The following is a 23,853-nucleotide window of genomic DNA, read 5'->3' on the forward strand; positions in this document are numbered from 1 at the left end:
CGAACGTCCCCGCGACCCGGCCTCGGCCGGGTTTTTTCTGCCCCGTCCGACCCGGCGCGACCATGTCCGACCACGCACTCGAACTCCTCTCCATCAGTTGCACCTTCCATTCGAAGGACAACCCCGGCCAGCGCTACACGGCGGTGGCGGACACCACGCTGCGCATCAAGGCCGGTGAGTTCGTCTCGGTGGTCGGCCCCACGGGCTGCGGCAAGTCGACGCTGCTGAACGTGGGGGCAGGGCTGCTGGAGCCCTCGTCGGGCACCGTGAAGGTGTTCGGCCAGACGCTCGCGGGCATCAACACGCGCGCCGGCTACATGTTCCAGACCGAGGCGCTGATGCCCTGGCGCAGCGCGATTGACAACGTGATGGTGGGCCTGCAGTACCGCGGCGTGCCGGATGCGCAGGCGCGCGAGCAGGCCGAGGCCTGGTTGTCGCGCGTGGGCCTCTCGGGCTTCGGCGACCGTTATCCGCACCAGCTCTCCGGTGGCATGCGCAAGCGCGTGGCGCTGGCGCAGACCTTGGTGCTCGACCCCGACATCATCCTCATGGACGAGCCCTTCAGCGCGCTCGACATCCAGACGCGCCAGCTGATGGAAAACGAAGTGCTCGACCTCTGGAACGCGAAGAAGAAGGCGGTGCTCTTCATCACGCACGACCTCGACGAGGCCATTGCCATGAGCGACCGCGTGGTGGTGCTGTCGGCCGGCCCGGCCACGCACCCGATCGGCGAATTCGCGATCGACCTGGCACGGCCGCGCGACGTGGCCGAGGTGCGCACGCAGCCGCGCTTCGTCGAGCTGCACACCCAGATCTGGGAGGTGCTGCGCGACGAGGTGCTCAAGGGCTATGCGCAGCAACTGAAGAAGGCCGCGTGATGGCCCGCCCCGGAAGCTTCGGCCTCAACGAGCGCAACGCGCGCTTCTGGCAGCTGGCGCTGCTGGCGGTCATCCTGGTGGCGTGGCACCTTGCCTCGCGCAACCAGCAGTTCGCCTTCTTCGTGGGCGAGCCGATCCAGGTGGCGGGGCGCATCTGGAGCTGGTTCCTGCCGTTCGAGGTGCCGCCCAACGCGCTCTTTCCCGACGGGCTCAAGGGGAACGCCGACATCTACCTGCATCTGGGCACCACGCTGCTGGAGACGGTGCTGGCCTTCGGCATCGGCACGGTGCTGGGGCTGGCCTGCGGGCTCTGGCTGGCGCTCGCGCCCACGGCCAGCCTGATCCTCGACCCCTACATCAAGGCCGCCAACTCGATGCCGCGCGTGATCCTCGCGCCCATCTTCGCGCTGTGGTTCGGCCTGGGCATCTGGAGCAAGGTGGCGCTGGCCGTGACGCTGGTGTTCTTCATCGTGTTCTTCAACGTCTACCAGGGCGTGCGCGAGGTGAGCCCGGTGGTGCTGGCCAACGCGAAGATGCTGGGCGCCAACCAGCGGCAGCTGCTGCGCACCGTGTACCTGCCGAGCGCGACGAGCTGGGTGTTCTCCAGCCTGCACACGTCGGTCGGGCTGGCCTTCGTGGGCGCGGTGGTGGGCGAGTACCTGGGGTCGGCACGCGGCGTGGGCTACCTGATCCTGCAGGCCGAGGGCACCTTCGACGTCAACACCGTGTTCGCCGGCATCGTGGTGCTCACGGCCTTCGCGCTGGTGCTCGACGGCATCGTGGGGCTCATCGAGCGGCGCCTCATGAAGTGGCAGCCCAGGACGGGCGAAACCGAGAAGCTGTAGCAGGCGTGGCGCTTGCGGCACGTGCGGCACGTGCAGTGCATGCATCCCATGCAGCGCGTTCCTCCATGCGATGATCCCGCGCGGCGCCGAGGGCGCCGCAACGATTCATGGGGGTAACAATGAGCCACGACCACCGACGGGCCACGACCTTGCGCTCGCGCGACCAGGCGGCCAGAGTGTCGAACGAAGAACTGTTCTTCGACCTGGTCTACGCGTTTTCCGTCACGCAGCTGTCCCATTACCTGCTGGACCACCTCACGCTGATGGGGGCGCTGCAGACGCTGGTGATGTGGTTCGCGGTCTGGCTGGGCTGGCAGTACACGGCCTGGACCACCAACTGGTTCGACCCCGGCACGCTGCGCGTTCGCGGCGTGCTGTTCGGCATCATGCTGCTGGCCATGGTGATGGCCTCGGCGCTGCCGGGCGCGTTCGCCGAGCGCGGGCTGGTGTTCGCGCTGTGTTTCGTCGGCATCCAGGCGGGACGCACGCTGTGCATGCTGGTGGCCATCGGTCCGAACGACCCGCTCACGCCCAACTTCCGCCGGCTGCTGGCCTGGAACTGCCTGGCGGGGGCGTTCTGGATCGCGGGCGGCTTCGCCGAGGGGCCGGTGCGGCTGGCACTGTGGTTCGGCGGCGTGCTGTGCGAGTACATCGCGCCGATGATCGGCCTGCGCTTTCCGGGCCTGGGCCGCTCGCTCACCAGCGACTGGACCATCGACGGCGGCCACTTGGCAGAGCGTTGCCAGCTGTTCGTGATCGTCGCGCTGGGCGAGTCGGTGCTGGCCACGGGCATCGCCTTCGGGCACCACGCCGAATGGCATGCCGTCGACCTGTTCGCGCTGCTGGTGGGCTTCGCGGGCAGCCTGGCGATGTGGTGGATGTACTTCGACACCAGCGCCAAGGAGGCGACCCACGTCATCGAGCATGCGGCGGACCCGGGCGGCATCGGCGCCAAGTTCCACTACACGCACGTGATTTTGGTGGCCGGCATCATCGTGTGCGCGGTGGCGGACGAGCTCACCATCGGCGAAGGCTCGCATCACGCCGAGCTCAAGTACCTCGGCGCGCTGATCGGCGGGCCCGCCATCTACCTGTTCGGCAATGCGCTGTTCAAGCGCGTGGTGCGCGGCTTCCTGCCGCAGTCGCACCTCTATGGGCTGGGCCTGCTGGCGGTGCTCGCGGTCTTCGCGTCGCACATGACGGTGATGGCGGTGGGCGCGGTGACCACGGTCATCATGATTGGCGTGGCCGCGCTGGAAGCGGTGGTGCGCCGCAGGGCACTGGCCGCAAAGACGCACTGAAAAAGCCGGAAGCATCCGGAAGCATCCGGGAGGGCCGGCGAGAGCCAAGAGCCACCCCGGCTGCTGCTTCCCGGCGCCTCAGCGCTTCTTCTTGGACGGCGTGCCGCCGCGCTTCTCGCGCACGACCTGCTGCTTGCTGCTGGCAGGCACCTTGGCCACGTTGGCGCCGCGCGGCGCCGACGCCTTGGAGGGTGCGCCGCCACGGCGCGGTGCCGCGGCCACCGTGTGCGACACGGGCCGCACGCCGGTGCCCACGCGCGCCGCGACCGACGCGCGGATGGGCAGGTACACCACCACGCTGTAGCCGCGCTTGAACGCGTGGTTCTGCTGCACGTCGTTCCACTCGGCCACGGCGGCGGGCTTGAGGTTGTAGCGGCGAGCGATGCTGGCGACGTTGTCCGAACGGCCGGCCTTCACCGTCGTGCGGCGCGTGACGATCTCGGGCTGGAAGGCCAGGTGGCCCTCGTCGGCCACCACGGCGGCCACGTCTTCCTTCACGCGCGCGCCGCGCGGCACGATCAGCGTGGAGCCGGCCTTGATGAGCATGCGCGGCGGCACGTTGTTCAGCGCGCGCAGGTCGTTCTCGCTCATGCCCGAGCGCTGGGCCGCGTCGGCCACCGTCATGGTGGTGGGAATGACCCAGGCCGTCCAGCTGGCGTACTGGCCTTGCGAGTAGGCGTCGAAGTTGCGCTGGAACACGGCCGCGTTGTCCCACGGCAGCAGGATCTGCGGTGTGCCCGCGGCAAGCAGCACCGGCTTGTGCGCGGCGGGGTTGAGCGCGCGGAAGTCTTCCAGGCGCACGTCGGCCAGCTTGGCGGCCAGTTCCACGTCGAGGTCGCGCGAGAGCGTGACGGTCTGGAAGTACGGGTGGTTGGCGATCACCGGCAGCTCGGTGTTGAACGCCTGCGGATTGGCCACGATGTTCTTCACCGCCTGCAGCTTGGGCACGTACAGGCGTGTCTCGGCGGGCATGGTGAGGTCGCTGTAGGTGGTGGGCAGGCCCAGCCGCTGGTTCTTGGCGATGGCGCGGCTCACGCTGCCTTCGCCCCAGTTGTAGGCCGCCAGCGCGAGCTGCCAGTCGCCGAACATGCCGTAGAGCTTCTGCAGGTAGTCGAGCGCGGCGCGGGTGGAGGCGACCACGTCGCGGCGGTCGTCGCGGAAGATGTTCTGCTTCAGGTCGAAGTCGTTGCCGGTGGCCGGCATGAACTGCCACATGCCCGCGGCGCGCGCGCTGGACACGGCCTGCGGATTGAACGCGCTCTCGATGTAGGGCAGCAGCGCCAGCTCGGTCGGCATGTTGCGGCGCTCGAGTTCCTCGACGATGTGGAAGATGTACTTGTCCGAGCGCGCGGTCATGCGCTGGATGTAGTCGGGCCGGCTCGAATACCACTGCTCGCGGTCGCGCACCAGGTCGCTTTCGAGGTTGGGCATCTTGAAGCCGCGGCGAATGCGGTCCCACATGTCCACCGGCGGGGCGAGGGTGACGACGCTCGTCGAGCGGGCCTGGCCGTTGCCGAGCGGGCTGAGGGCGTCACGCGGGTAGACCGGTGCCGCGCTGCCGGCGACCTTGGCGCCGGTGCCGGCGGCCTGGGATGACGAAGAGGAGGAGCTGTTGGTGTTCGTGCCCGCGCAGCCCGCGAGCACCAGTGAACCTGCAAGGCAGGTGGCAGCGAAAAATTTCATCGGAAGTCGTTTTTCCATTGGCGCAATGCGGCGAACACGTCGGCATCGGCTGCATCTGCAGCCAGTTCGGCGTGGGCACGCACCGCTCGAAGGACAGTGGCTTCGCGGCTGCGAAGAAAAGGGTTGACCTGGCGCTCGGTGGCCAGTTGCGATGGCAGCGTGGGCTGCCCCTGTGCGCGCAGGCTTTCGCAGCGCGCGTTGTACTGAGTCAGTTCGCCGTTACCGGGTTCCACCGCGAGGGCGAAACGCAGGTTAGCAAGTGTGTATTCGTGGGCGCAGCACACCCGCGTGTCGCCGGGCAGTGCGGCCAGCGCGTCGAGCGAAGCCAGCATCTGCGCGGGCGTGCCCTCGAAGAGCCGGCCGCAGCCGCCCGAGAACAGCGTGTCGCCGCAGAAAACGAGCGGCGCCTGTGAAGGCGCCGCGGGAAGAAAGTAGGCGATGTGGCCGGCCGTGTGGCCCGGCACGTCGATCACCTGGAAGCGCATGCCCAGCACCTCGGCCACGTCGCCTTGCGCCAGCGGCGTGAACGGCTCGGGAATGCGCTCGCGCGCGGGGCCCCACACCGGCGCGCCGGTGGCCGCGTGCAATGCCGCCACGCCGCCGGTGTGATCGGCATGGTGGTGCGTGACTAGAATCGCGGCGAGCTGCAGCTTGTGGCGCGCCAGCGCGTCGAACACCGGTTGGGCATCGCCCGGATCCACCACGATGGCGTGGGACCCGTCGTGCAGCATCCAGATGTAGTTGTCGGCGAAGGCGGGCAGCGGAACAAGGGTCATGAGCGGTCAAATTATAGGTTTGCACGATTGGTTCGCGACCCCCCCGGGCCGCTACTTGCTGGCTTGGGAGCAGGCCCAGTTCGACCAGGCGGTGGCCGACGTGTTCGGCTATCACGCGTTGCAGCTGGGCGCGGCCGAGGTCGACGGCCTGCGCGCCAACCGCATGCCGCACCGCTGGCTGGCGCTGGACGACCCGGCGCGCGCCGGCAAGGCGACGCTGCTGGCCGACTTTGCCGCGCTGCCGTTCGCGGCCAACAGCCTCGACCTGGTGGTGCTGCCCCATGCGCTGGAACTCAGCCCCGACCCGCACGCCACGCTGCGCGAGGTCGAGCGGGTGCTGGTGCCCGAGGGCCGGGTGGTGATCTGCGGGCTCAACCCGACCAGCCTCTGGGGCATGCGGCAGCGCCGCGCGCACATCTACCGGCGCCTGGGCCTCGGCGACCTCTACCTGCCCGAGGGCGGCGAGTTCATCGGCTACTGGCGCATGCGCGACTGGCTGCGGCTGCTGAGCTTCGAGGTGGAGTCGGGCCGCTTCGGCATCTACCGGCCGGCCGTGCGCAGCGAGGCCTGGCTGGAGCGCGCGCGCTGGATGGACGCCGCCGGCGAGCGCTGGTGGCCGATCTTCGGTGCCGCCTACTTCCTGGTGGCGGTGAAGCGCGTGCGCGGCATGCGCATGCTGAGCGCCGACTGGCGGCGTGCCGGGGCCCGCGCCACGGCGCCGGTGCCCATTGCGGGCAAGGTGCACCGCAACGACGCCGGCAAGAACTGAAAGAACAAGAGCGGAACGAAAATGAACGAACGAATGAAGAAGGAAAAGCCAGTTTGACCGAAGTCGTGATCTACACCGATGGTGCGTGCAAGGGCAATCCCGGACCGGGCGGCTGGGGCGCGTGGCTCAAGTCCGGCGCCACCGAGAAGGACCTGTTCGGCGGTGAACTCAACACCACCAACAACCGCATGGAGCTGACCGCCGTCATCGAAGGCCTGGCCGCGCTCAAGCGGCCGTGCAAGGTGCTGCTGTACCTCGACAGCCAGTACGTGCGCAAGGGCATCACCGAATGGATCCGCGGCTGGAAGGCCAAGGGCTGGATGACCGCCAGCAAGCAGCCCGTGAAGAACGTCGAGCTCTGGCAGCGGCTGGACAAGCTGGTGGCAGAGGGCGGCCACCAGATCGAATGGCGCTGGGTCAAGGGCCACTCGGGCGACCCGGGCAACGAGCGCGCCGACATGCTGGCCAACAAGGGCGTGGACAAGGCGCTCGGGCGGATCTGAGCAAGGGTTGGCACGCTCCGCAAGGGGCATGAATGTTGCTAGAGTGTTTTAGGGCAACTGCGGGTATCCGCAGGCGCTCGGGGGGCGGTTCCCGTCCCACGGCCACTCATTCGTTCGCAGCATGAACCTCGACTACTCCACCGATGCGGTCGACCCCAGCCAGCGCTTCGACTACTGGAGCGACGTGGTCTGCAGGCACTTCATTCCCGCCAAGAGCCTGGTGCCCGACCGCGAACATTTCAACGCCCGCTTCTCGGTGCGTTCGCTGGGCAGCCTCACGCTCGCCGAAATGTCGTCCCCGCGCCACCTGTGGGAGCGCGACGAACAGCACCTGCGCAGCGGCCCCAACGAAGACTTCATGCTCAACCTGATGGTGTCGGGGCACGGCGTGCTCTCGCAGTCGGGCCGGCGCGTGGTGCAGCGCAACGGCGACATCGTGCTGTACGACGCCGCGCGCCCCTTCACCTTCGACCTTGCGCCCGAATCGGCGCTGCTGGTGCGCATTCCGCGCCGGCAGTTGCTGTGCCGGGTGCCCGAGGCGCACCATCTCACGGCCATGCACCTGGCGGAAGGCCACCCCGTCGCCAGGCTGCTGGGCAGCATGATCCGCGAGGCCGCGGTGCTCGAACTGTCGGGGCGTGACGCCATGCAGGCCAGCATCGCGAGCTCGCTGCTCGACATGCTCTCGGCCACGCTGCAGGTGCAGGTGGCGGGCACCGACTCGGCGCGCTCCGCGCACGACGCGCTGTTCCAGAAAACGCGCGACTACATCGTGGCGCACCTGGACGACTGCGAACTCGACGTCGAGCAGATCGCCCGTGCGCACAACGTCTCGGCCCGCACGCTGGCGCGGGTGTTCGCGCAGCAGGGCACCACGCCCATCCAGTGGCTGTGGAAGCAGCGGCTCGAGGCCAGCCACCGCGCGTTGTTGGAAGGCCGTGTGCGGCAGGTCACGCAGGCAGCGTTCCAGTACGGCTTCAGCGACATGTCGCACTTCTGCCGGGTCTTCAAGAAAGCGTATGGCGTGACGCCGCAGACGCTGCTGCGCCGGCACTAGAAGCAAGTCGGTCGAGATCGCCATATCGCCATATCGCCGGATCGGGATAACGCGATGACGCGATAACGATGACGCGATAACGCGGCTGGCGGTCCCAGCCCACCCGATTGGCTCTGGCAGCCAAGTCTTCCTTGCCGTTGCTCCCTATCGTGAAGCCAGCCCTTCACGCATGGAGACGACGATGCAAACCCCGCCCCCCACACAGCCTGTGGATGTCGCCGCGCTGGCCCGCTGCGCGGCCTTGAACCTGAGTGCCGAGCGCCTGGCCGCTGTCGACGCGATCCTGTCCGCCTGGATTCCCGCGGCCAATGAGCTCAGCCGCAAGATGAGCGAGCCCGCGCACCAGTCGCTGCTGCCCGTTACCACGTTCACGCACGCGCATGAACAGCCCGAGGAGGGTGCATGAGCGACATCCTCGAACTCACGCTCTCGCAGGCCGCGCGCATGGTGCGGGAGCGCAAGCTGTCGCCGGTGGAGCTGGTCGAGGCCTCGCTGGCGCGCATCCGGGCGCACGACAGCGTGCTCAAGTCCTTCATCACCGTGTTCGAGGAGCAGGCGATGCAGGTGGCGCGCGCGGCCGAGTTGCTGTCCGGCGCGGGTCACGAGCTGGGTCCGCTGCAGGGCATTCCGATTGCGCTGAAAGACAACATCGCCGTGCGCGGCACGCGCACCACGGCGGGCAGCAAGGTGCTGTCCGATTGGCTGCCGGAGGCCGATGCCACCGTTGCCACCCGACTGCGCCAGGCCGGTGCCGTGTTCATCGGCAAGACCAACATGCACGAGTTCGCCTGGGGCGGCACCTCGGCCAATCCGCACTATGGCGCGGTGCGCAACCCCTGGGACCCGTCGCGCTTTCCCGCGGGCTCCAGCGGCGGCTCGGCCGTGGCGGTGGCGGCGCGTTTCTGCTTCGGTGCCGTCGGCACCGACACGGGCGGCTCCATTCGGCTGCCTTCGGCCGTCAACGGCATCGTGGGCCTGCGCCCCACCTATGGCCGCGTGAGCAACCACGGCGTGGTGCCGCTCGCCTGGAGCATGGACACGGTCGGCCCCATGACGCGCACCGTGGAAGACTGCGCGCTGATGTTCGGCGCCATCGCCGGCTTCGACGCGAAGGACGCCGGCAGCGCACAACGCGGCACCGATGACTGCCTGAGGGACATGGCCGGCGGCTGCAGGCATTTGCGCATCGGCGTGGTGCCGGGCTATTTCTTCGAGCACCTGCAGGCGCCGGTGCATGACGCGGTGAAGGAGGCGCTCGCCACCTTCGTCGACATGGGCGCGCGGCTGGTGGATGTCGACATCCGCAACATCCACGGCAACATCTCCGCGCAGCTCACCATCGAGTCGGCCGAGCCCAGCACCTACCACCAGCGCACCTTGCGCGAGCAGCCCGACGACTACGGCGACGACGTGCGCACGCTGCTGGAGGCCGGCGAGCTGCTGCTGGCCACGCAGTACCTGCAGGCGCAGCGCTACCGCGCGCTGCTGCGCAATGAATTCCTGGAAGCATTTGGTCAGGTCGATGTGTTCATCTGCCCCTCGCTTCCTTTCGTGGCCACGCGGGTGGGCGAGACCCGCGTCGAGATCGAACCCGGCAAGCCCGAGGACATGCTCTCGGCCATCATGCAGTTCACCGGCGTGGCCAGCCTCACGGGCTTGCCTTCATTGAATGTGCCCTGCGGCTTCGACCCCTGTGGCCTGCCCATCGGCATGCAGATCATCGGACGGCCCTTTGCGGAAGCCACGCTGCTGCGTGCCGGCCACGCCTTCCAGCTTGCAACCGCTTTTCATCGACGCGCCCCTGTGCTTTGACGAAAGTCGCCGGCTGACAGAACCAGCACATCGCAATGGCGCTGTGAGCAAAGCACCCCGGGCCTCGGGCCGATAACTTCGGCCACAGCTTCCAACGTCTTTCTTCCCCAACGACCGGAGTCTTCCCGCCATGTCGAACAACGATCTGCCCGATCTTCACTATCTCGAACTTCTTGAAGTCGGCCGCCTCATCCAGTCCCGCGAGCTGTCCTCGGTGGAGGTGACGAAGGCGCAATTCGCGCGCATCGACAAGGTCGACGGCGCGCTGAAGAGCTATGTGCGCGTGATGACCGATTCGGCCTTGGCCGAGGCCGCGCGCGCCGATGCAGAAATTGCCTCGGGCCAACTGCGCGGCCCGCTGCACGGCGTGCCGGTGGGCGTGAAGGACCTGTGCTGGACCGCGGGCGTGCCCACCGCCGCCGGCATGACGCTCTACCAGGACTTCGTGCCCACCGAAGACGGCACCGTGGTGCGCAAGCTGCGCGAGGCCGGCGCGGTCATCCTCGGCAAGCTGCAGCTCACCGAGAGCGCGTATGCCGACCATCATCCCTCGGTGTCGCCACCGGTCAATCCGTGGAACGCGGCGCACTGGCCGGGCGTGTCGTCCAGCGGCTCGGGCGTGGCCACGGCGGCGGGGCTCTGCTATGGCTCGCTGGGCACCGACACGGGTGGCTCCATTCGCTTTCCCTCGGCCGCCAACGGCCTCACGGGCCTGAAGCCCACCTGGGGCCGCGTGAGCCGCTACGGCGCCTTCGAGCTGGCCGCCACGCTCGACCATATCGGCCCCATGACCCGCAGCGCGGCCGATGCGGGTGCAATGCTCGGCGCCATTGCCGGCGCCGACCCGAAAGACCCGACCGCCAGCCTGCTGCCCGTGCCCGACTACCTGGCCGGCATCGGCAAGGGCCTGGCCGGCCTGCGCGTGGGCATCGACACCCGCTGGACCACCGACGGCGTCGACGCGCCCACGCGCGCGGTGCTCGACGCGGCCATTGCAACGGTGAAGACGCTGGGCGGCGAGATCCGCGAGGTGAGCTTTCCCGACCCCACGCAGGCCATCGACGACTGGTTCCCGCTGTGCGGCATGGAGGCCGCCGTGGTGCACGAGAAGACCTACCCGTCGCGCAAGGACATGTACGGCCCCGCGGTGGCCGGCCTGGTCGAGCTGGGCCTGGCGCAACGCGGTGTCGACTACCAGAAGATCGTGCTGCGCCGGCACGACTTCAGCGGCAAGGTGAGGGCGATGTTCGAGGGCATCGACCTGCTGCTGATTCCCGCCACTGGCATCGCCTCGCCCACCATGGCGCGCATGGCGCAGATGGGTGTGGATGCGGAGCTGATGGCCGCGATGCTGCGTTACACCTGCCCCTTCGACATGACCGGCAGCCCGACCCTCACGCTGCCCGGCGGCTTCACGCCCGCGGGCATGCCGGTGGCCTTCCAGTTCGTGGCGCGCCACTTCGACGAAGCCCTGCTGGTGCGTGCCGGCGCGGCCTTCCAGCAGGCGACCGACTGGCACCGCCGGCACCCGGCGCTCTGAAACCCGATTCTTCTTCTCATCACATCCCTCGAAAGCATCACCATGAAACTACGTCGCGCGCTTTTCTCCCTGGGTTGCACCGTGGCCCTGGCCACCTCCACCTCGGTCACATCCGCATGGGCGGCCGACCCGCTGAAGGTCGGCCTGATGGAAGACGTCTCGGGCGACCTCGCCTTCATGGGCAAGCCCAAGCTCAACGGCTCGCTGCTGGCCGTGGAAGAGATCAACAAGGCCGGCGGCATCATGGGCCGTCAGGTGGAGCTGATTCATCTCGACCCGCAGGGCGACAACGCGCGCTACCAGGAGTTCACGCGCCGCCTGCTGAGCAAGGACAAGGTCGACGTGCTCATCGGCGGCATCACCTCGGCTTCGCGCGAGGCCGTGCGGCCGATCGTCGACCGCACGCAGACGCCGTATTTTTATACCAACCAATATGAAGGCGGCGTGTGCGACGCCAACATGATCAGCATGGGCGCGGTGCCCGAGCAGCAGTTCTCCACGCTCATTCCCTACATGGTCGAGAAGTTCGGCAAGAAGGTCTACGTGGTGGCGGCCGACTACAACTTCGGCCAGATCAGCGCCGAGTGGAACCGTTCGATACTGAAGGACATCGGCGGCACGGTGGTGGGCGAGGAGTTCATTCCGCTGGGTGTGTCGCAGTTCGCGCAGACCATCCAGAACATCCAGAAGGCCAAGCCCGACTGGCTGCTGATGCTCAACGTGGGCGCCGCGCAAGACTCCTTCTTCGAGCAGGCCGCGGCCGCCAAGCTGAACCTGCCCATGGGCTCGTCGGTGAAGGTGATGCTGGGCTTCGAGCACAAGCGCTTTGCGCCGCCCGCGCTCAACCGCATGCACGCCACGGCCAACTGGTTCGAGGAAATCGATTCGCCCGCGGCCACCGACTTCAAGAAGCGCTGGCACGCCAAGTTCCCCAGCGAACCGTACATCAACGACATGGGCTACAACGCCTACAACGCGCTGTACATGTACAAGACCCTGGTGGAGAAGGCCAAGTCGACCAAGCTGGCCGACCTGCGCAAGGTGATCGCCACGGGCGAGGCCTGCATCGACGCGGGAGAAGGCAAGGTCTGCATCGACCCCAAGAGCCAGCACGCCTCGCACCAGATGCGGCTGATCGCCGTGGACGACAAGCACAAGGTCAACGTGCTGAAAGACTACGGAACCATCCAGCCGTACTGGCTGGGCAAGATCGGTTGCGACCTGACGAAGAACAACGACAAGAAGCAGTACACGCCGTCCGACCTGCCCAAGAAGTCCTGACACCCGAGCGCCGAGGACCTTGCGGTGTTCGCCGAAATCTTCTCTTTCTTCTACCAGTTCGCGGACGTGTTCGCGTTCCTCATCCTGTCGGCCGCCGGCCTGGCGATCGTGTTCGGGATGATGGGCGTGATCAACATGGCGCACGGCGAGTTCATCATGTGCGGGGCCTACGTGACGGTGGGCCTGGTGCATGCGGGCTTTCCGCTGCCGCTCGCCCAGCTGTGCGGCACGCTGGCTGCCGGGCTCATCGGCGTGGTGCTGGAGTGGAGCCTGGTGCGCAAGCTCTACAAGCGCCCGCTCGACTCGCTGCTGGCCACCTGGGGCCTGAGCCTGATCGTCACGCAGGGCATGCTGCTGACGGTGGGTTCCTCGGTCACCGGCATCGGCACGCCCGAAGGCAGCTTCGTGGTGGGGGGCTACACCTTCTCCGTGTACCGCATGGTGCTGTTCGCGGCGGCCGTGGCGGTGCTGGGCGGCATCTATTTCATCTTCATGCGCACCCGCTTCGGCGTGCATGCGCGCGCAACGATGCAGAACGCCAGCATCGCGCAGGCCACCGGCGTGCGCACCGGGCGGGTGTATGCGCTGAGCTTCGGAATCGGCGCGGCGCTGGCCGGGCTGTGCGGCGCGCTCTATGCGCCCACCATGACGCTGATTCCCACCATGGGCGCGGCCTTTCTGGTGGAGAGCTTCGTCACGGTGGTGGTGGGCGGTGCCAACGTGCTGCTGGGCACGGCGCCGGCGGGTATTTTGCTGGCGGTGATCCGCACCGGGCTGAACGGCTGGGGTGGGCAGATCGTGGGGCAGATCGGCATGTTGCTGGCCGTGATCGTCGTCATTCGCATCCTGCCCGAAGGGGTGTCGGGCTGGCTGGCCCGGCGCACCCGCTGACCTCGTTGAAGTTGCTGAAGTTGTCGAAGTTCTTGAATTGACGGAGTCACCTCGCATGTTCCAACTCATCAACGGCCCGCAGACGCTCGGCACCACGCGCGTCTTCTGGCTTCCTTTTCTGGCGGTGCTGGCCGCGGTGCTGCTGTACCCGGCTTTCGCCGACGCCTACGACGTGGGCAACATGGCCTACCTGCTGACCTGGGTCTTCATGGCCATGGGCCTGTGCCTGGTGTGGGGCTACGGCGGCATGCTGTCGTTCGGGCAGACACTGTTCTTCGGCATTGCGGGCTATGGCTACGGCGTGCTCGCCATCAACCTGGGCGGCGAGGCGGGCACGACCTTCCTGGCGCTGCTGGTGGCCTTGCTGCTCGCGGCGCTGGCCGCGGCGGTGCTGGGTTATTTCATGATCTGGGGGCGCGTGGGTGGTGTGTTCTTCGGCATCGTCACGCTGTCGGCCACGCTGGTGCTGGCCTTCTTCCTGGGGCAGACGGCGGGGCCTGAATGGCACATCGGCAGCGCGCGGCTCAACGGCTTCAACGGCATGAAGGACATGGCGCCGCTGAACGTGCCGTGGCTGGGCGGCGACACGCTGTACTTCGACGGCATGGCGCTCTACTACCTGGTGGTGGGGCTGATCCTGGTGGTGTACCTGGGCCTGCGCATGCTGTTGAACTCCCGTTTCGGCAACGTGATCGTCGCGGTGCGAGAAGACCCGCAGCGTGCCGAGCTGCTGGGCTACGACGTGCGCAAGTACCAGCTGGCGACCTTCGTCATCGGCTCGGCGCTGGCGGGCGTGAGCGGCGTGCTCTACACCTCGTGGGGGCAGTTCATCACACCGGCGAGCATCGGCCTGCCAGCGGCGGCGATGCCCATCGTGTGGGTGGCGTTCTCGGGGCGCGGGGACATCACGGCCACGCTGGTGGGTTCGTTCCTGGTGCTGTGGGCGTTCCAGACGATCACGGTGTACAGCCAGCAAGCCGCGTTGCTGTTGATGGGCGCAATGCTGCTGTGCACGGTGATGGTGGCGCCGCAGGGGTTCGTCATCGGGGTGGTGCAGGCGGTGCGGCGGTTGTTCGCGCGGCGTGGCACCGGCGCGGCCGTTGCCGCGGCGCCGGTGCGTGAAGTGCCCGACGCGCAGGAGGTTCGCGCATGAGCCCCTTGCTGGAAACCCGTTCGCTGACCAAGCATTTCGGCGGCCACGCGGCGGTGTCCGATGTGGACCTGTCAGTGACGCAGGGCGAAATCCATTGCCTGATCGGCCCCAACGGCGCGGGCAAGAGCACGCTGTTCAAGCTGATCGTGGGCACGCACGAGGCCACGTCGGGCCACATCGCCTTCCAGGGCGCGGACGTGACGCGCCAGCGCCCGTTCCAGCGCGTGCAGCAGGGCATGAGCATCAAGATGCAGGCGCCCAGCGTGTTCAAGGAACTGCCGGTGCGCCAGAACATCCACATCGCGCTGCAGCACCACGTGGCCGGCCGAGCCGAACTGACGCGCGAGGAAGACCGTCTGCTGGCGCTGCTCGACCTCTCGGCCGATGCGAAGAAGCCGGCGGGCGAACTGGCGCACGGCCAGCAGCAGTGGCTGGAGATCGGCATGGCGCTTGCCCTCAAGCCGGTGCTGCTGCTGATGGACGAGCCCACGGCAGGCCTGTCGCCCGAAGAGACCTTCAAGACGGGAGAGCTCATCCAGAAGCTCAACGCCGAGGGTATGACTGTGCTGGTGGTGGAGCACGACATGGCCTTCATTCGCCAGATCGCGCAGCGCGTGACGGTGTTGCATTTCGGCAAGGTGTTCGCCGAAGGTTCCATTGGCGAGGTCATTGCCGATCCGCGGGTGGCTGAGATTTACCTTGGGAAAACGCATGACTGATTGGATGAGGCGCTGCTTTTCGAATCCGCTCGGTCGCTGCTCGGGGCGCGCTCACGCCGACGGGGTACCTTGCTCCGCGAATGTCCTGCGCCCTTCGGGCTCCCCCTTTATTTCGCTGCGCAAGGCACCCCCCGGAACAAAAGCACTGCAAACACAAACAACGCAAGACGGAGCACTGACATGGTCCTGGAAGTGAAAGGCCTGCAGGCCAGCTACGGCGCCACGCCCATCCTGCAAGGCGTCGACCTGCAGGTCCGCAAAGGCGAGATCGTCAGCCTCATCGGACGCAACGGCGTCGGCAAGACAACCACCATGCGCTGCCTCATGGGCCTGCTGCGCACACGCGGCGGCACCGTGCGATTCCTGGGGCAGGACATCGCGACCCTGCCGAGCGACGCACGTGCGCGCTTGGGCATCGGCTACGTGCCACAAGGGCGCGAGGTGTTCGCCCGCATGACGGTGGCAGAGAACCTCATGGTCGGCGAACTCGTCGGCGGGCCGCAGGGCAAGAAACTGCCCGACCTCGTCTACCAGTACTTCCCGCGCCTGGCGGAACGTCGCAACCAGCTGGCCGGCACCATGTCGGGCGGAGAACAGCAACAGCTGGCCATCGGCCGCGCGCTCGTGGGCAACCCCGCGCTCATGCTGCTCGACGAGCCCTCCGAAGGTATCCAGCCCTCCATCGTGCAGCTCATCTGCGACGTGCTGCGCGCCATTCGCCGCGACCTGGGCACGACGATTCTTTTCGTCGAACAGAACCTGGACACCATCCTCGACGTCGGCGAACGCGCCTACGTGATGGAGAAGGGCCGTGTGGTGGGCCGCATCGATGCGGGCCACATGAACGCGCAGACCGTGCGCAACCACCTGATGATCTGACAACGCAAGGGACACCCCATGAGCTGGCTCGACCAATCGATCATGCACACCCGCGGCATCGGCCGCGAACGCAGCACCGTCACGCACGAACTCACCGAGGCGAAGCAGGGCACATTTCACTTCACCATCGGGCCGTACTCCAGCGCCGTGATGACCGTGAAGCCCGGCGACCGCATCGTGGTGGAAACGCGCGACGCCTTCAACGGCAAGGTGAAGACCGAGCAAGATCTGCCCTCCAAGGTGCTCACCATGCCCTTCGTCAACCCGCAAAACGGCCCGATCATGGTCGAAGGCGCGGAGCCCGGCGACACGCTGGCGGTGCACATCGAGTCGATGGCACCGCGCGGGCCCAACCCGCGCGGCACCTGCTGCATGATTCCGGAGTTCGGCGCGCTCAGCGGCACCGCCTTTACCGCGCTGCTGAACGAGCCGCTGCCCGAGCGCGTGCGCAAGATCGACGTGGACGAGCAGGGCGTGTACTGGAGCAAGCGCGTCACGCTGCCCTACAAGCCGCACATCGGCACGCTGAGCACCTCGCCGGAAATCGACTCCATCAACAGCCTCACGCCCGACCAGCACGGCGGCAACATGGACCTGCCCGACATGGGGCCGGGCAGCATCACCTACCTGCCGGTGCGCACGCCGGGCGCGCGGCTGTTCATTGGCGATGCGCATGCCTGCCAGGGCGACGGCGAGGTGTGCGGCACGGCGGTGGAGTACCCGAGCCTGACGACCATTCGCGTCGACCTCATCAAGGGCTGGAAGCTCGAATGGCCGCGGCTGGAGACGGACGAGATGATCATGGCCATCGGCAGTGCCCGGCCGCTCGAGGACGCCACCCGCATCGCCTACAAGGAACTGGTGCTCTGGATGGAGGCCGAATACGGCTACGACCGCTGGGATGCCTACATGATGCTGAGCCAGTGCGGCAAGGTGCGCCTGGGCAACTTTGTCGACCCGAAGTACACGGTGGGGGCGGGCATTTCAAAGACCTATCTCGCGCCCTGACAAGGCCTCAGATGGTTTTTTGACATGGCTCTGACATGGCCGGCGAGGCTTCGCGCAACAGCAAAAGATGCTGGCCAGCCGCCGATAATCGGGGCATGACCGAACTCTCACGCTTGGCGGAACTGCGCCGCGTGGCCATCCTCGACACGAGCGAAGAGGCCGCCTACGACGAAATCACCCGGCTGGCGGCGCAGATGTGCGGCACCCCCATCGCGCTCATTTCGTTGATCGACGAGCGGCGCCAGTGGTTCAAGTCGCGTGTGGGGCTCAAGGCGACCGAAACGCCCCGGGAGCATGCGTTCTGCGCGCATGCCATCCAGATGCCCGGCCAGGTGATGGTCGTGGCCGACGCATTGGCGGACGACCGGTTCAGGGCGAACCCGCTGGTCACCGGCGACCCGAGCATCCGCTTCTACGCGGGCGCGCCGCTGGTGATGAGCAACGGCGAGGCACTGGGCACGGTGTGCGTGATCGACACGCAGCCGCGCACGGTCAGCGCGGAAGACCTGGAGCAACTGCGCTTCCTGGCGCAGCAGGTGGTGACCATGCTCGAGGAACGCGGGCGCGAGAACCCTTCGCAGGCTTAGATCGCGCCGTCGAACATCATCACGTCGACCTCGTCGCCCGGCGCGACGCTGCCCTGGGCGTGGTGCAGCACCACGAGTCCATTGGCCTCGACCATCGAACTCAGCACGCCCGAACCCTGATTGCCGTTCACGGTCACTTCAGGCAAGGCGCCCGTCACGGGCTTGACAAAGCCGCGCTGGTACTCGGTGCGGCCCGGCTTCTTGCGGATCGGCCCCGTGCTGCGCGCGCGCAGCAGCGGCGGCGGTGCGCAGGCCGCCTCGTGGCAGCCCATCATGCGCAGCAGCGCGGGGCGCACGAAGGCCAGGAAGGTCACCATCACCGCCACCGGATTGCCCGGCAGGCCGAACAGCACGGCCGGCTGGAGCGGCGTTGGCGCGTCGGCTTCGCGCGGGATCAGCCCGACCGCGAGCGGGCGGCCCGGGCGCATCGCCACGCGCCAGAAAGCCATGTCGCCCAGCTGCTGCATCACGTCGCGCGTGTGGTCCGCCGCACCGGCGCTGACGCCGCCGCTGGTGACGATGGCGTCGGCCTCGCGCGCGGCGCGTTGCAAAGCGGCGGCCAGGCTGGCGGGGTCGTCGCGCACCAGGCCGAGGTCGATCACCTCGCAGCCGAGCTTCGTGAGCAGGCCGAACACGGTGTAGCGGTTGCTGTCGTACACGGCGCCTTCGCGCGGCGTCTCGCCCAGGCTCAGGATCTCGTCGCCGGTCGAGAAGTAGGCCACCCGCAGGCGCCGCAGCGCGGGCACGCTCGGCAGGCCCAGGCTCGCGACCATGCCGAGCGCGGCCGGCGACAACCGCTCGCCGCGGCGCAGCGCGGGCTGGCCCTGCATGAGGTCTTCGCCGGCCAGGCGGCGGTTGTCGCCGCGGCGCAGCACGCGCGCCGGAAAGCTCACGCGGTCGCCGTCGACCTTGCAGAACTCCTGCGCAATCACCGTGTCCAAGCCGGCCGGCATCATCGCGCCGGTCATGATGCGCACCGCGTCGCCGGCGCCCAGCGCACCGCGCCAGGCCGCACCGGCGAGCGCCGTGCCGGCCACGCGCAGGGTCACCGGCGCGTCGATGGGCGCGTCGGCCGGCAGCACGGCACCGTCGAAGGCATAGCCGTCCATGGCCGAGTTGTCGTGCGGCGGCACGCTGATGGGCGAGACGATGTCCTCGGCCAGCACGCGGCCGAGCGCGTCGAACAGCGCAACGCTTTCGCGCTGCGTGACCACGGCGCCCGCCGCCAGTCGCGCGAGAAAGGCGTGGACGGCCTCGACGCTCAGGTCGGCGTCGTTGTAGCCCGGGAGGGCAGCGGCGATGTCTGCAATGCGGCTCATGGGCTCATCGGTTCTCGAGGGCGTGCAGTTCGGCAAGGGTGTTGGCGTTGAAGAAGGCGTCGGGTGCGTCGCCGGGGCGGTCGAAGGGCACGAGCACCCTGCGGTGCTGCGCGGTCCACGCCTGCACCTTGCGCCCACCGGCTTCGGTGTAGCGGCGCAGGCTCTCGCGCAGGTCGGCGCGCAGCAGGCAGAAGACGGGTTGGGGGCGCAGCGCCACGGCGCCGTCGAAGGTTTCGGGCGCGCTGGCGATGGCGATCTCTGCGTCGCCGGCAGCAGCGGCTTCGGCGAGCCGGGCGGCCAGGTCGAGCGGGAACAGCGGCGTGTCGCACGGCACGGTCAGCAGCCAGGGCGTGGTGCAGTGCGCGAGGCCGCTCAGGAACCCCGCGAGCGGGCCCGGGTAGTCGGCCAGGCTGTCGGGCCACACCGGCGCGCCGAGCGCCTCGTAGTCGCCCAGGTTGCGGTTGGCGTTCACCATCAGCGTGCCGACCTGCGGCCCCAGCCGGCGCACCGCGTGCAGCGCGAGCGGTTCGCCGTTGAACGGTTGCAGCCCCTTGTCGACGCCGCCCATGCGCGAGCCGCGGCCGCCGGCCAGCAGCAGTCCCGTGATGTCGGCAGGCGCGATGGCGTGCGCGGGCATGGCGGCCGCCTGCGTCATCCGCCGATGTAGCTCATCTCGACGCGGCGCGGCGCCTTGTCGCTGCCATTGCCGTTGCCGCTCCCGCTGCCGTCATCGGGGCCTTGCAGGGCGCGCAGTTCGGAGTAGCGGTCGGCGCGGCCCTGCCAGATGTGGCCGATGGCCGAGGCGATGTCGTCGTCGCTCGCGGCGCCGCGCAGCAGCGGGCGCAGGTCGTGGCCCGCGGTGGCGAAGAGGCACAGGTACAGCTTGCCTTCGGTCGACAGGCGCGCGCGGCTGCAGTCGTGGCAGAAGGCCTGGGTCACGCTGCTGATGACGCCGATCTCGCCGCCGCCATCTGCATATGCCCAGCGCTGCGCGGTCTCGCCGGGCGTGGCGGCTTCGAGCGGCACCAGCGGAAATTCGGCATGGATGCGCGCGATGACGTCGGCCGACGGCAGCACCTCGTCCATGCGCCAGCCGTTGGTGGCGCCCACGTCCATGTATTCGATGAAGCGCAGCACCACCTTGGCGCCGTGGTGCGCGCGGAAATAGCGCGCCATCGGCAGGATCTCCTGCTCGTTGGTGCCGCGCTTGACCACCATGTTGACCTTGATGGGCCCGAGGCCCGCGGCCAGCGCCGCGTCGATGCCGGCCAGCACGTCGGCCACCGGAAAGTCGACGTCGTTCATGTGGCGGAACACGGCGTCGTCGAGGCTGTCGAGGCTCACGGTCACGCGCTGCAGCCCGGCGGCCTTCAGCGCGGCGGCCTTGCGCGCGAGCAGCGAACCGTTGGTGGTGAGCGTGAGCGCCAGCGCTTCGCCGCCGGGCGTGCGGATCTCGGCGAGCTGCTCGATCAGCCCCTCGATGTTCTTGCGCAGCAGCGGCTCGCCGCCGGTCAGGCGGATCTTGCGCACGCCGTGGCCCGCGAACAGGCGGGCCAGCCGCGTCATTTCCTCGAAGCTCAGCAGCGCGCTGTGCGGCAGGTACTTGTAGTCCTTGTCGAACACGTCCTTCGGCATGCAGTAGCTGCAGCGGAAGTTGCAGCGGTCGGTCACGCTGATGCGCAGGTCGGTCAGGGGCCGGCCCAGCCGGTCGTGCAGCACGCCGGTGGCGGGCACGGCCGTCTCCGGCACGGCGACGGCGGGACGCGCGTGGCCGACGGCGGAGATCGGGATGACAGTGCTGCTGCTGTTCTTCATGGCTTCACGGGGGAGGCGCCGATTTTGCGCCATCCCCCATGGACCCACTGGCCGCAGGCTACTTCAGCACCGCCGCATAGACCATGTTGCGCGCGAGGCTGCGGTAGTGGGTGCGGTACTTGGGCGACTGCAGCATGAGCACCACGAACATCTCGTTCTTCGGGTCGACCCACATGTAGGTGCCGCCCGCGCCGCCCCAGTTGTATTCGCCGCCGGCCGCCGGGTAGGGCGCCTCGCCGTCGTTGCGCCGCACCGCGAAGCCCAGGCCGAAGCCGTAGCCCGGGCCCGGCAGGTACAGCGGGCCGGGCACGATGCCGGCGCCCGCGTTGGCGTGGTCGGAGGTCATCAGCGCCAGGGTGCGCGGGCCCAGGTAGCGCTTGCCGTCGAGCGTGCCGCCGTTGAGCAGCATCTGCAGGAAGCGCGCGTAGTCGTTCGCGGTTGACACCAGCCCGCCGCCGCCCGACTCGTAGTTGCGCACGGTGCGCGGGTCGTTGAAGTCGGCCCCCACGCCGAAGCTGCGGTCGCTGGGCAGCGGCTCGGCAATGCGCGGCTGGCGCGCCGGCTCGGGCACGTAGTAGCTGGTGTCCTTCATGCCCAGCGGGTCGAGCAGGCGGGTCTTCTCGAACTGGTAGAGCGACTGGCCCGAGGCCACCTCGATCACGCGCCCCAGGATGTCGGTCGACTGGCTGTACTCCCAGGTCGTGCCGGGCTGGTAGGCCAGCGGCAGCCTGGCCAGCCGCTGGGAGAACTCGGCCAGCGTCGGGTCGCCGGCGCCCAGGTTGGCGGCGTTGTAGGCCTGCTTCACGAGGCCGGGACCGAAGAAGCCGTAGGTCAGGCCCGAGGTGTGGCGCATCAGGTCCTGCACGGTGATGGGGCGGCGCGCGGGCACGGTGTCGAGCACCGGCTTGCCGTCGGCGCCGGGCTTCTCGACGCCCACCGTCATGCTGGCGAACTCGGGCAGGTAGGCGGCGACGGGGTCGTCCAGCTTCAGGCGGCCATCCTCGACCAGCATCATCGCGGCGACCGTGGTGATGGGCTTGCTCATCGAGTAGATGCGGAAGATGCCGTCGCGCGGCATCGGCGCGCCGCTGGCGGGGTCGAGCTTGCCGACCGGCTCGAACCACGCCACCTTGCCCTGGCGCGCCACCAGCAGCACTGCGCCGGGGATCTTGCCGGCGGCCACATCGGCCTTGAGCACGTCGGTGAGCATCTGCAGGCGCTCGCTCGACAGGCCGACCTGCTCGGGCCGGGCCGTGGGCAGCGGCTGCGCCGCCGCCAGCAGGGGAAGCTGGGCAAGGGTAAGGCCAAGGGAAAGGGCCAGCCCGAAGCCCCGCACGGCCGCGCTCAGGTTGCGCTTGAGCAATCTCATGGTCTTGTCTCCGTCTTGTGGTGAATGGAAAACCGGGCAGGGCGGTCTTGGCGCCGCCTGTATCTCGAGTCCCTGGCGAGCCTTGGCGGCCCCTGGGCTATCCGCGGCAGAGCTTCAGGTTCGTGCGGGTGGCGCGCACCACGGGCAGGAAGATCTCGGCGTCGGCCGGCGGGTAGTTTTCCTTCACGCCGTCGTCGCTCAGGGCGGCGTCTTCGGCCAGCGGCTGCAGCGTCTTCAGGCAGGCGGCGCGGTCGTCGAGCTTGTACTGCGTGAGCGCGAGGTCGTTGCGGATCCAGCCCTGGGTGATCCAGTCGAGCGTGGCGTCGCAGTCCGACAGCACGGGCGCCAGCGTGGTGCGGGCGGCGGCGTAGTTCTTGGCGTCGTACTGGCGCTTGAAGGTCTTGCGCGCGCCGGCCACGGCCTTGTCGGTGCAGCCCGGGGCAGGGCGCGTGTAGGTGCCCTCGAACATGGCGCGCGCGCCGCAGCTGTCGCGACACTGGTCGGCGCCGTTGGTCGTGACCTTCACCTTGTCGGCATCGACCGCGAAGTTCACCACGCAGGTGGTCTCGTCGATCCTGGCCTTGCCGCGCACGATGGCGCCGTCGAGCGCGCAGGTGTGGGCGTTGGCGCCGATGGTGGTGATGTCGAAGTGCCCGTCGGCCTTGACGCGCAACTGGCCGCTGCCGCGCTCGTAGATGTAGTCGCCGGCGGGTGGGGTGGCGCTCTGGGCGGCGGCGATGCTGGCGCCGAGGGCCAGGGAAAGGGCGAGGGCAAAGCTCGGGGCAAGGGGAAGGATGCGCTTGAAACTCATCGTTGGAATCTCCCGGAAGGCTACCCAGGGCAGTGTATCGAGCGTTGCCAAACGCGTCCTGGTGCTGGCCGGTTTGCGCCATCGTCGGCTGCGATGTCTTGACGTGGACAATGAGAATTCCTATCATTTGGGTGCCTGAGTACGCAACACGTCGACAACGCAAAGGGCTCTTCCAACCAAGGAGCTTTTCGACCGTGCCGTACACCCTGCCAGCCCTGCCTTATGCCTTCGACGCGCTCGAGCCTCACATCGACGCGCAGACGATGGAAATCCACCATGGCAAGCACCACCAGACCTATGTGAACAACCTCAATGCCGCGTTGAAAGACACGCCGCACGGGGAAACGCCGGTGGAACAACTGATCGCCGGCGTCGAGCAGCTGCCCGACGCCTTGCGCGCCCCGGTGCGCAACAACGGCGGCGGCCACGCCAACCACAGCCTGTTCTGGCAGGTGATGGCGCCGGTCGGCCAGGGCGGCGGCGGTGCCCCCGCGGGCGCGCTGGCCAAGGCCATCGACACCGACCTGGGCGGCCTCGATGCCTTCAAGGACGCCTTCACCAAGGCCGCGCTCACGCGCTTCGGCAGCGGCTGGGCCTGGCTGTCGGTTGGCGCCGGCGGCAAGCTCGCCGTGGAAAGCAGCGGCAACCAGGACAGCCCGCTCATGAAGGGCGTCGGCTCCGGCAACACGCCCATCCTGGGGCTGGACGTGTGGGAGCACGCCTATTACCTCAAGTACCAGAACCGCCGCCCGGAATACATCGCGGCCTTCTACAACGTGGTGAACTGGGCCGAAGTGGCCCGGCGCTACGCCGCCGCAACCGGCGGCTGAGGAGCAGCCCCATGAACGATCCGCGGC

General features: G+C 68.3%; 24 protein-coding genes. 17 read left to right on the forward strand and 7 right to left on the reverse strand.

Annotated features, from left to right (window positions below; translation table 11 throughout):
• The first annotated feature begins 62 nt into the window (after nt 1–62).
• From BM004_RS10610 to BM004_RS10620, 3 genes are all read left to right on the forward strand, one after another.
• Entirely contained in the window at nt 63–878 is an 816-nt protein-coding gene (locus BM004_RS10610; RefSeq protein ID WP_093213137.1) for an ABC transporter ATP-binding protein, read from the forward strand.
• Complete coding sequence (locus BM004_RS10615; RefSeq protein WP_093122780.1) at nt 878–1,723, forward strand: ABC transporter permease; 846 nt, start codon at nt 878–880, stop codon at nt 1,721–1,723. Before BM004_RS10610 ends, BM004_RS10615 begins: the two co-directional genes overlap by 1 nt.
• A 119-nt stretch (nt 1,724–1,842) precedes the next feature.
• Nucleotides 1,843–3,024: a low temperature requirement protein A gene (locus tag BM004_RS10620; protein ID WP_093213138.1), complete on the forward strand. Its 1,182-nt coding sequence runs from the start codon at nt 1,843–1,845 to the stop codon at nt 3,022–3,024.
• Nucleotides 3,025–3,102: 78 nt separating this feature from the next.
• Here the strand turns inward: BM004_RS10620 and BM004_RS10625 are convergent, their stop codons facing one another.
• Both BM004_RS10625 and gloB read right to left on the reverse strand, forming a co-directional pair.
• Entirely contained in the window at nt 3,103–4,707 is a 1,605-nt protein-coding gene (locus BM004_RS10625) for a transglycosylase SLT domain-containing protein (RefSeq protein ID WP_093213140.1), read from the reverse strand.
• Complete coding sequence (gloB, locus tag BM004_RS10630; RefSeq protein WP_093213142.1) at nt 4,704–5,483, reverse strand: hydroxyacylglutathione hydrolase; 780 nt, start codon at nt 5,481–5,483, stop codon at nt 4,704–4,706. The genes BM004_RS10625 and gloB overlap by 4 nt, the downstream gene beginning before the upstream one ends.
• On the opposite strand from gloB, the gene BM004_RS10635 reads away from it, so the two are divergent.
• From BM004_RS10635 to BM004_RS10695, 13 genes are all read left to right on the forward strand, one after another.
• A complete protein-coding gene (locus tag BM004_RS10635) occupies nt 5,482–6,252 on the forward strand; it encodes a class I SAM-dependent methyltransferase (protein WP_256219853.1) in 771 nt (256 codons plus the stop codon). The genes gloB and BM004_RS10635 overlap by 2 nt on opposite strands.
• Before the next feature lie 53 nt (nt 6,253–6,305).
• A complete protein-coding gene (gene rnhA, locus BM004_RS10640; RefSeq protein ID WP_093213144.1) occupies nt 6,306–6,755 on the forward strand; it encodes a ribonuclease HI in 450 nt (149 codons plus the stop codon).
• Nucleotides 6,756–6,876: 121 nt separating this feature from the next.
• On the forward strand, nt 6,877–7,812 hold the full coding sequence (locus BM004_RS10645; RefSeq protein WP_093122765.1) for a helix-turn-helix domain-containing protein: 936 nt from the start codon (nt 6,877–6,879) through the stop codon (nt 7,810–7,812).
• Nucleotides 7,813–7,993: 181 nt separating this feature from the next.
• Complete coding sequence (locus BM004_RS10650) at nt 7,994–8,218, forward strand: hypothetical protein (RefSeq protein ID WP_143072425.1); 225 nt, start codon at nt 7,994–7,996, stop codon at nt 8,216–8,218.
• Nucleotides 8,215–9,624, forward strand: a complete 1,410-nt coding sequence (locus tag BM004_RS10655) for an amidase (RefSeq protein WP_093213147.1) — start codon at nt 8,215–8,217, stop codon at nt 9,622–9,624. Before BM004_RS10650 ends, BM004_RS10655 begins: the two co-directional genes overlap by 4 nt.
• 130 nt (nt 9,625–9,754) lie before the next feature.
• Nucleotides 9,755–11,164 carry an amidase gene (locus BM004_RS10660; RefSeq protein ID WP_093213148.1) on the forward strand — a complete coding sequence of 470 codons (1,410 nt, stop codon included), beginning with the start codon at nt 9,755–9,757 and terminating at the stop codon, nt 11,162–11,164.
• 42 nt (nt 11,165–11,206) lie between these two features.
• Nucleotides 11,207–12,445 (forward strand): urea ABC transporter substrate-binding protein, encoded by a 1,239-nt coding sequence (locus BM004_RS10665; RefSeq protein ID WP_093213150.1) that lies wholly within the window; start codon nt 11,207–11,209, stop codon nt 12,443–12,445.
• Between the two features lie 24 nt (nt 12,446–12,469).
• The gene (locus BM004_RS10670) at nt 12,470–13,336 is read left to right on the forward strand and encodes an ABC transporter permease subunit (RefSeq protein ID WP_093122752.1); all 867 of its coding nucleotides are present in this window, start codon (nt 12,470–12,472) and stop codon (nt 13,334–13,336) included.
• 55 nt (nt 13,337–13,391) lie between these two features.
• A complete protein-coding gene (locus tag BM004_RS10675; RefSeq protein WP_093122750.1) occupies nt 13,392–14,489 on the forward strand; it encodes a branched-chain amino acid ABC transporter permease in 1,098 nt (365 codons plus the stop codon).
• Nucleotides 14,486–15,208 carry an ABC transporter ATP-binding protein gene (locus BM004_RS10680; RefSeq protein ID WP_093122747.1) on the forward strand — a complete coding sequence of 241 codons (723 nt, stop codon included), beginning with the start codon at nt 14,486–14,488 and terminating at the stop codon, nt 15,206–15,208. Before BM004_RS10675 ends, BM004_RS10680 begins: the two co-directional genes overlap by 4 nt.
• A gap of 180 nt (nt 15,209–15,388) precedes the next feature.
• Nucleotides 15,389–16,087 (forward strand): ABC transporter ATP-binding protein, encoded by a 699-nt coding sequence (locus tag BM004_RS10685; protein WP_093213152.1) that lies wholly within the window; start codon nt 15,389–15,391, stop codon nt 16,085–16,087.
• An 18-nt stretch (nt 16,088–16,105) separates the two neighbouring features.
• Complete coding sequence (locus BM004_RS10690) at nt 16,106–17,095, forward strand: acetamidase/formamidase family protein (protein ID WP_093213154.1); 990 nt, start codon at nt 16,106–16,108, stop codon at nt 17,093–17,095.
• A 95-nt stretch (nt 17,096–17,190) separates the two neighbouring features.
• Nucleotides 17,191–17,682: a GAF domain-containing protein gene (locus tag BM004_RS10695; protein WP_093213156.1), complete on the forward strand. Its 492-nt coding sequence runs from the start codon at nt 17,191–17,193 to the stop codon at nt 17,680–17,682.
• On the opposite strand, the gene glp is transcribed toward BM004_RS10695, so the two are convergent.
• The 5 genes from glp to BM004_RS10720 form a co-directional block, all read right to left on the reverse strand.
• Nucleotides 17,679–19,001: a molybdopterin molybdotransferase MoeA gene (gene glp, locus BM004_RS10700; protein WP_093213158.1), complete on the reverse strand. Its 1,323-nt coding sequence runs from the start codon at nt 18,999–19,001 to the stop codon at nt 17,679–17,681. The genes BM004_RS10695 and glp overlap by 4 nt on opposite strands.
• A gap of 4 nt (nt 19,002–19,005) precedes the next feature.
• Nucleotides 19,006–19,638, reverse strand: coding sequence for a molybdenum cofactor guanylyltransferase MobA (gene mobA, locus BM004_RS10705; RefSeq protein WP_256219854.1), 633 nt, complete (start codon nt 19,636–19,638; stop codon nt 19,006–19,008).
• Between the two features lie 14 nt (nt 19,639–19,652).
• On the reverse strand, nt 19,653–20,816 hold the full coding sequence (gene moaA / locus BM004_RS10710) for a GTP 3',8-cyclase MoaA (protein ID WP_093213162.1): 1,164 nt from the start codon (nt 20,814–20,816) through the stop codon (nt 19,653–19,655).
• 58 nt (nt 20,817–20,874) lie between these two features.
• Nucleotides 20,875–22,185 (reverse strand): serine hydrolase domain-containing protein, encoded by a 1,311-nt coding sequence (locus BM004_RS10715; protein WP_093122728.1) that lies wholly within the window; start codon nt 22,183–22,185, stop codon nt 20,875–20,877.
• Between the two features lie 97 nt (nt 22,186–22,282).
• On the reverse strand, nt 22,283–22,996 hold the full coding sequence (locus tag BM004_RS10720; protein ID WP_093213164.1) for a hypothetical protein: 714 nt from the start codon (nt 22,994–22,996) through the stop codon (nt 22,283–22,285).
• Nucleotides 22,997–23,190: 194 nt separating this feature from the next.
• Between BM004_RS10720 and BM004_RS10725 the strand changes: the two genes are divergently transcribed.
• Nucleotides 23,191–23,826, forward strand: a complete 636-nt coding sequence (locus BM004_RS10725; RefSeq protein WP_093213166.1) for a superoxide dismutase — start codon at nt 23,191–23,193, stop codon at nt 23,824–23,826.
• The last annotated feature ends 27 nt before the right edge of the window (nt 23,827–23,853 follow it).

The organism is Variovorax sp. OK212, from assembly GCF_900112425.1.
Lineage (GTDB): Bacteria > Pseudomonadota > Gammaproteobacteria > Burkholderiales > Burkholderiaceae_C > Variovorax.

Excerpts from the sequence above, each read along its gene's own strand:
- BM004_RS10610 (WP_093213137.1), top strand. The coding sequence starts at position 63 with ATGTCCGACCACGCACTCGAACTCCTCTCCATCAGTTGCACCTTCCAT.
- BM004_RS10615 (WP_093122780.1), top strand. The coding sequence starts at position 878 with ATGGCCCGCCCCGGAAGCTTCGGCCTCAACGAGCGCAACGCGCGCTTC.
- BM004_RS10620 (WP_093213138.1), top strand. The coding sequence starts at position 1,843 with ATGAGCCACGACCACCGACGGGCCACGACCTTGCGCTCGCGCGACCAG.
- BM004_RS10625 (WP_093213140.1), bottom strand. The coding sequence starts at position 4,707 with ATGAAATTTTTCGCTGCCACCTGCCTTGCAGGTTCACTGGTGCTCGCG.
- BM004_RS10635 (WP_256219853.1), top strand. The coding sequence starts at position 5,482 with ATGAGCGGTCAAATTATAGGTTTGCACGATTGGTTCGCGACCCCCCCG.
- gloB (WP_093213142.1), bottom strand. The coding sequence starts at position 5,483 with ATGACCCTTGTTCCGCTGCCCGCCTTCGCCGACAACTACATCTGGATG.
- BM004_RS10645 (WP_093122765.1), top strand. The coding sequence starts at position 6,877 with ATGAACCTCGACTACTCCACCGATGCGGTCGACCCCAGCCAGCGCTTC.
- BM004_RS10650 (WP_143072425.1), top strand. The coding sequence starts at position 7,994 with ATGCAAACCCCGCCCCCCACACAGCCTGTGGATGTCGCCGCGCTGGCC.
- BM004_RS10655 (WP_093213147.1), top strand. The coding sequence starts at position 8,215 with ATGAGCGACATCCTCGAACTCACGCTCTCGCAGGCCGCGCGCATGGTG.
- BM004_RS10660 (WP_093213148.1), top strand. The coding sequence starts at position 9,755 with ATGTCGAACAACGATCTGCCCGATCTTCACTATCTCGAACTTCTTGAA.
- BM004_RS10665 (WP_093213150.1), top strand. The coding sequence starts at position 11,207 with ATGAAACTACGTCGCGCGCTTTTCTCCCTGGGTTGCACCGTGGCCCTG.
- BM004_RS10675 (WP_093122750.1), top strand. The coding sequence starts at position 13,392 with ATGTTCCAACTCATCAACGGCCCGCAGACGCTCGGCACCACGCGCGTC.
- BM004_RS10680 (WP_093122747.1), top strand. The coding sequence starts at position 14,486 with ATGAGCCCCTTGCTGGAAACCCGTTCGCTGACCAAGCATTTCGGCGGC.
- BM004_RS10685 (WP_093213152.1), top strand. The coding sequence starts at position 15,389 with ATGGTCCTGGAAGTGAAAGGCCTGCAGGCCAGCTACGGCGCCACGCCC.
- BM004_RS10690 (WP_093213154.1), top strand. The coding sequence starts at position 16,106 with ATGAGCTGGCTCGACCAATCGATCATGCACACCCGCGGCATCGGCCGC.
- BM004_RS10695 (WP_093213156.1), top strand. The coding sequence starts at position 17,191 with ATGACCGAACTCTCACGCTTGGCGGAACTGCGCCGCGTGGCCATCCTC.
- glp (WP_093213158.1), bottom strand. The coding sequence starts at position 19,001 with ATGAGCCGCATTGCAGACATCGCCGCTGCCCTCCCGGGCTACAACGAC.
- mobA (WP_256219854.1), bottom strand. The coding sequence starts at position 19,638 with ATGCCCGCGCACGCCATCGCGCCTGCCGACATCACGGGACTGCTGCTG.
- moaA (WP_093213162.1), bottom strand. The coding sequence starts at position 20,816 with ATGAAGAACAGCAGCAGCACTGTCATCCCGATCTCCGCCGTCGGCCAC.
- BM004_RS10715 (WP_093122728.1), bottom strand. The coding sequence starts at position 22,185 with ATGAGATTGCTCAAGCGCAACCTGAGCGCGGCCGTGCGGGGCTTCGGG.
- BM004_RS10720 (WP_093213164.1), bottom strand. The coding sequence starts at position 22,996 with ATGAGTTTCAAGCGCATCCTTCCCCTTGCCCCGAGCTTTGCCCTCGCC.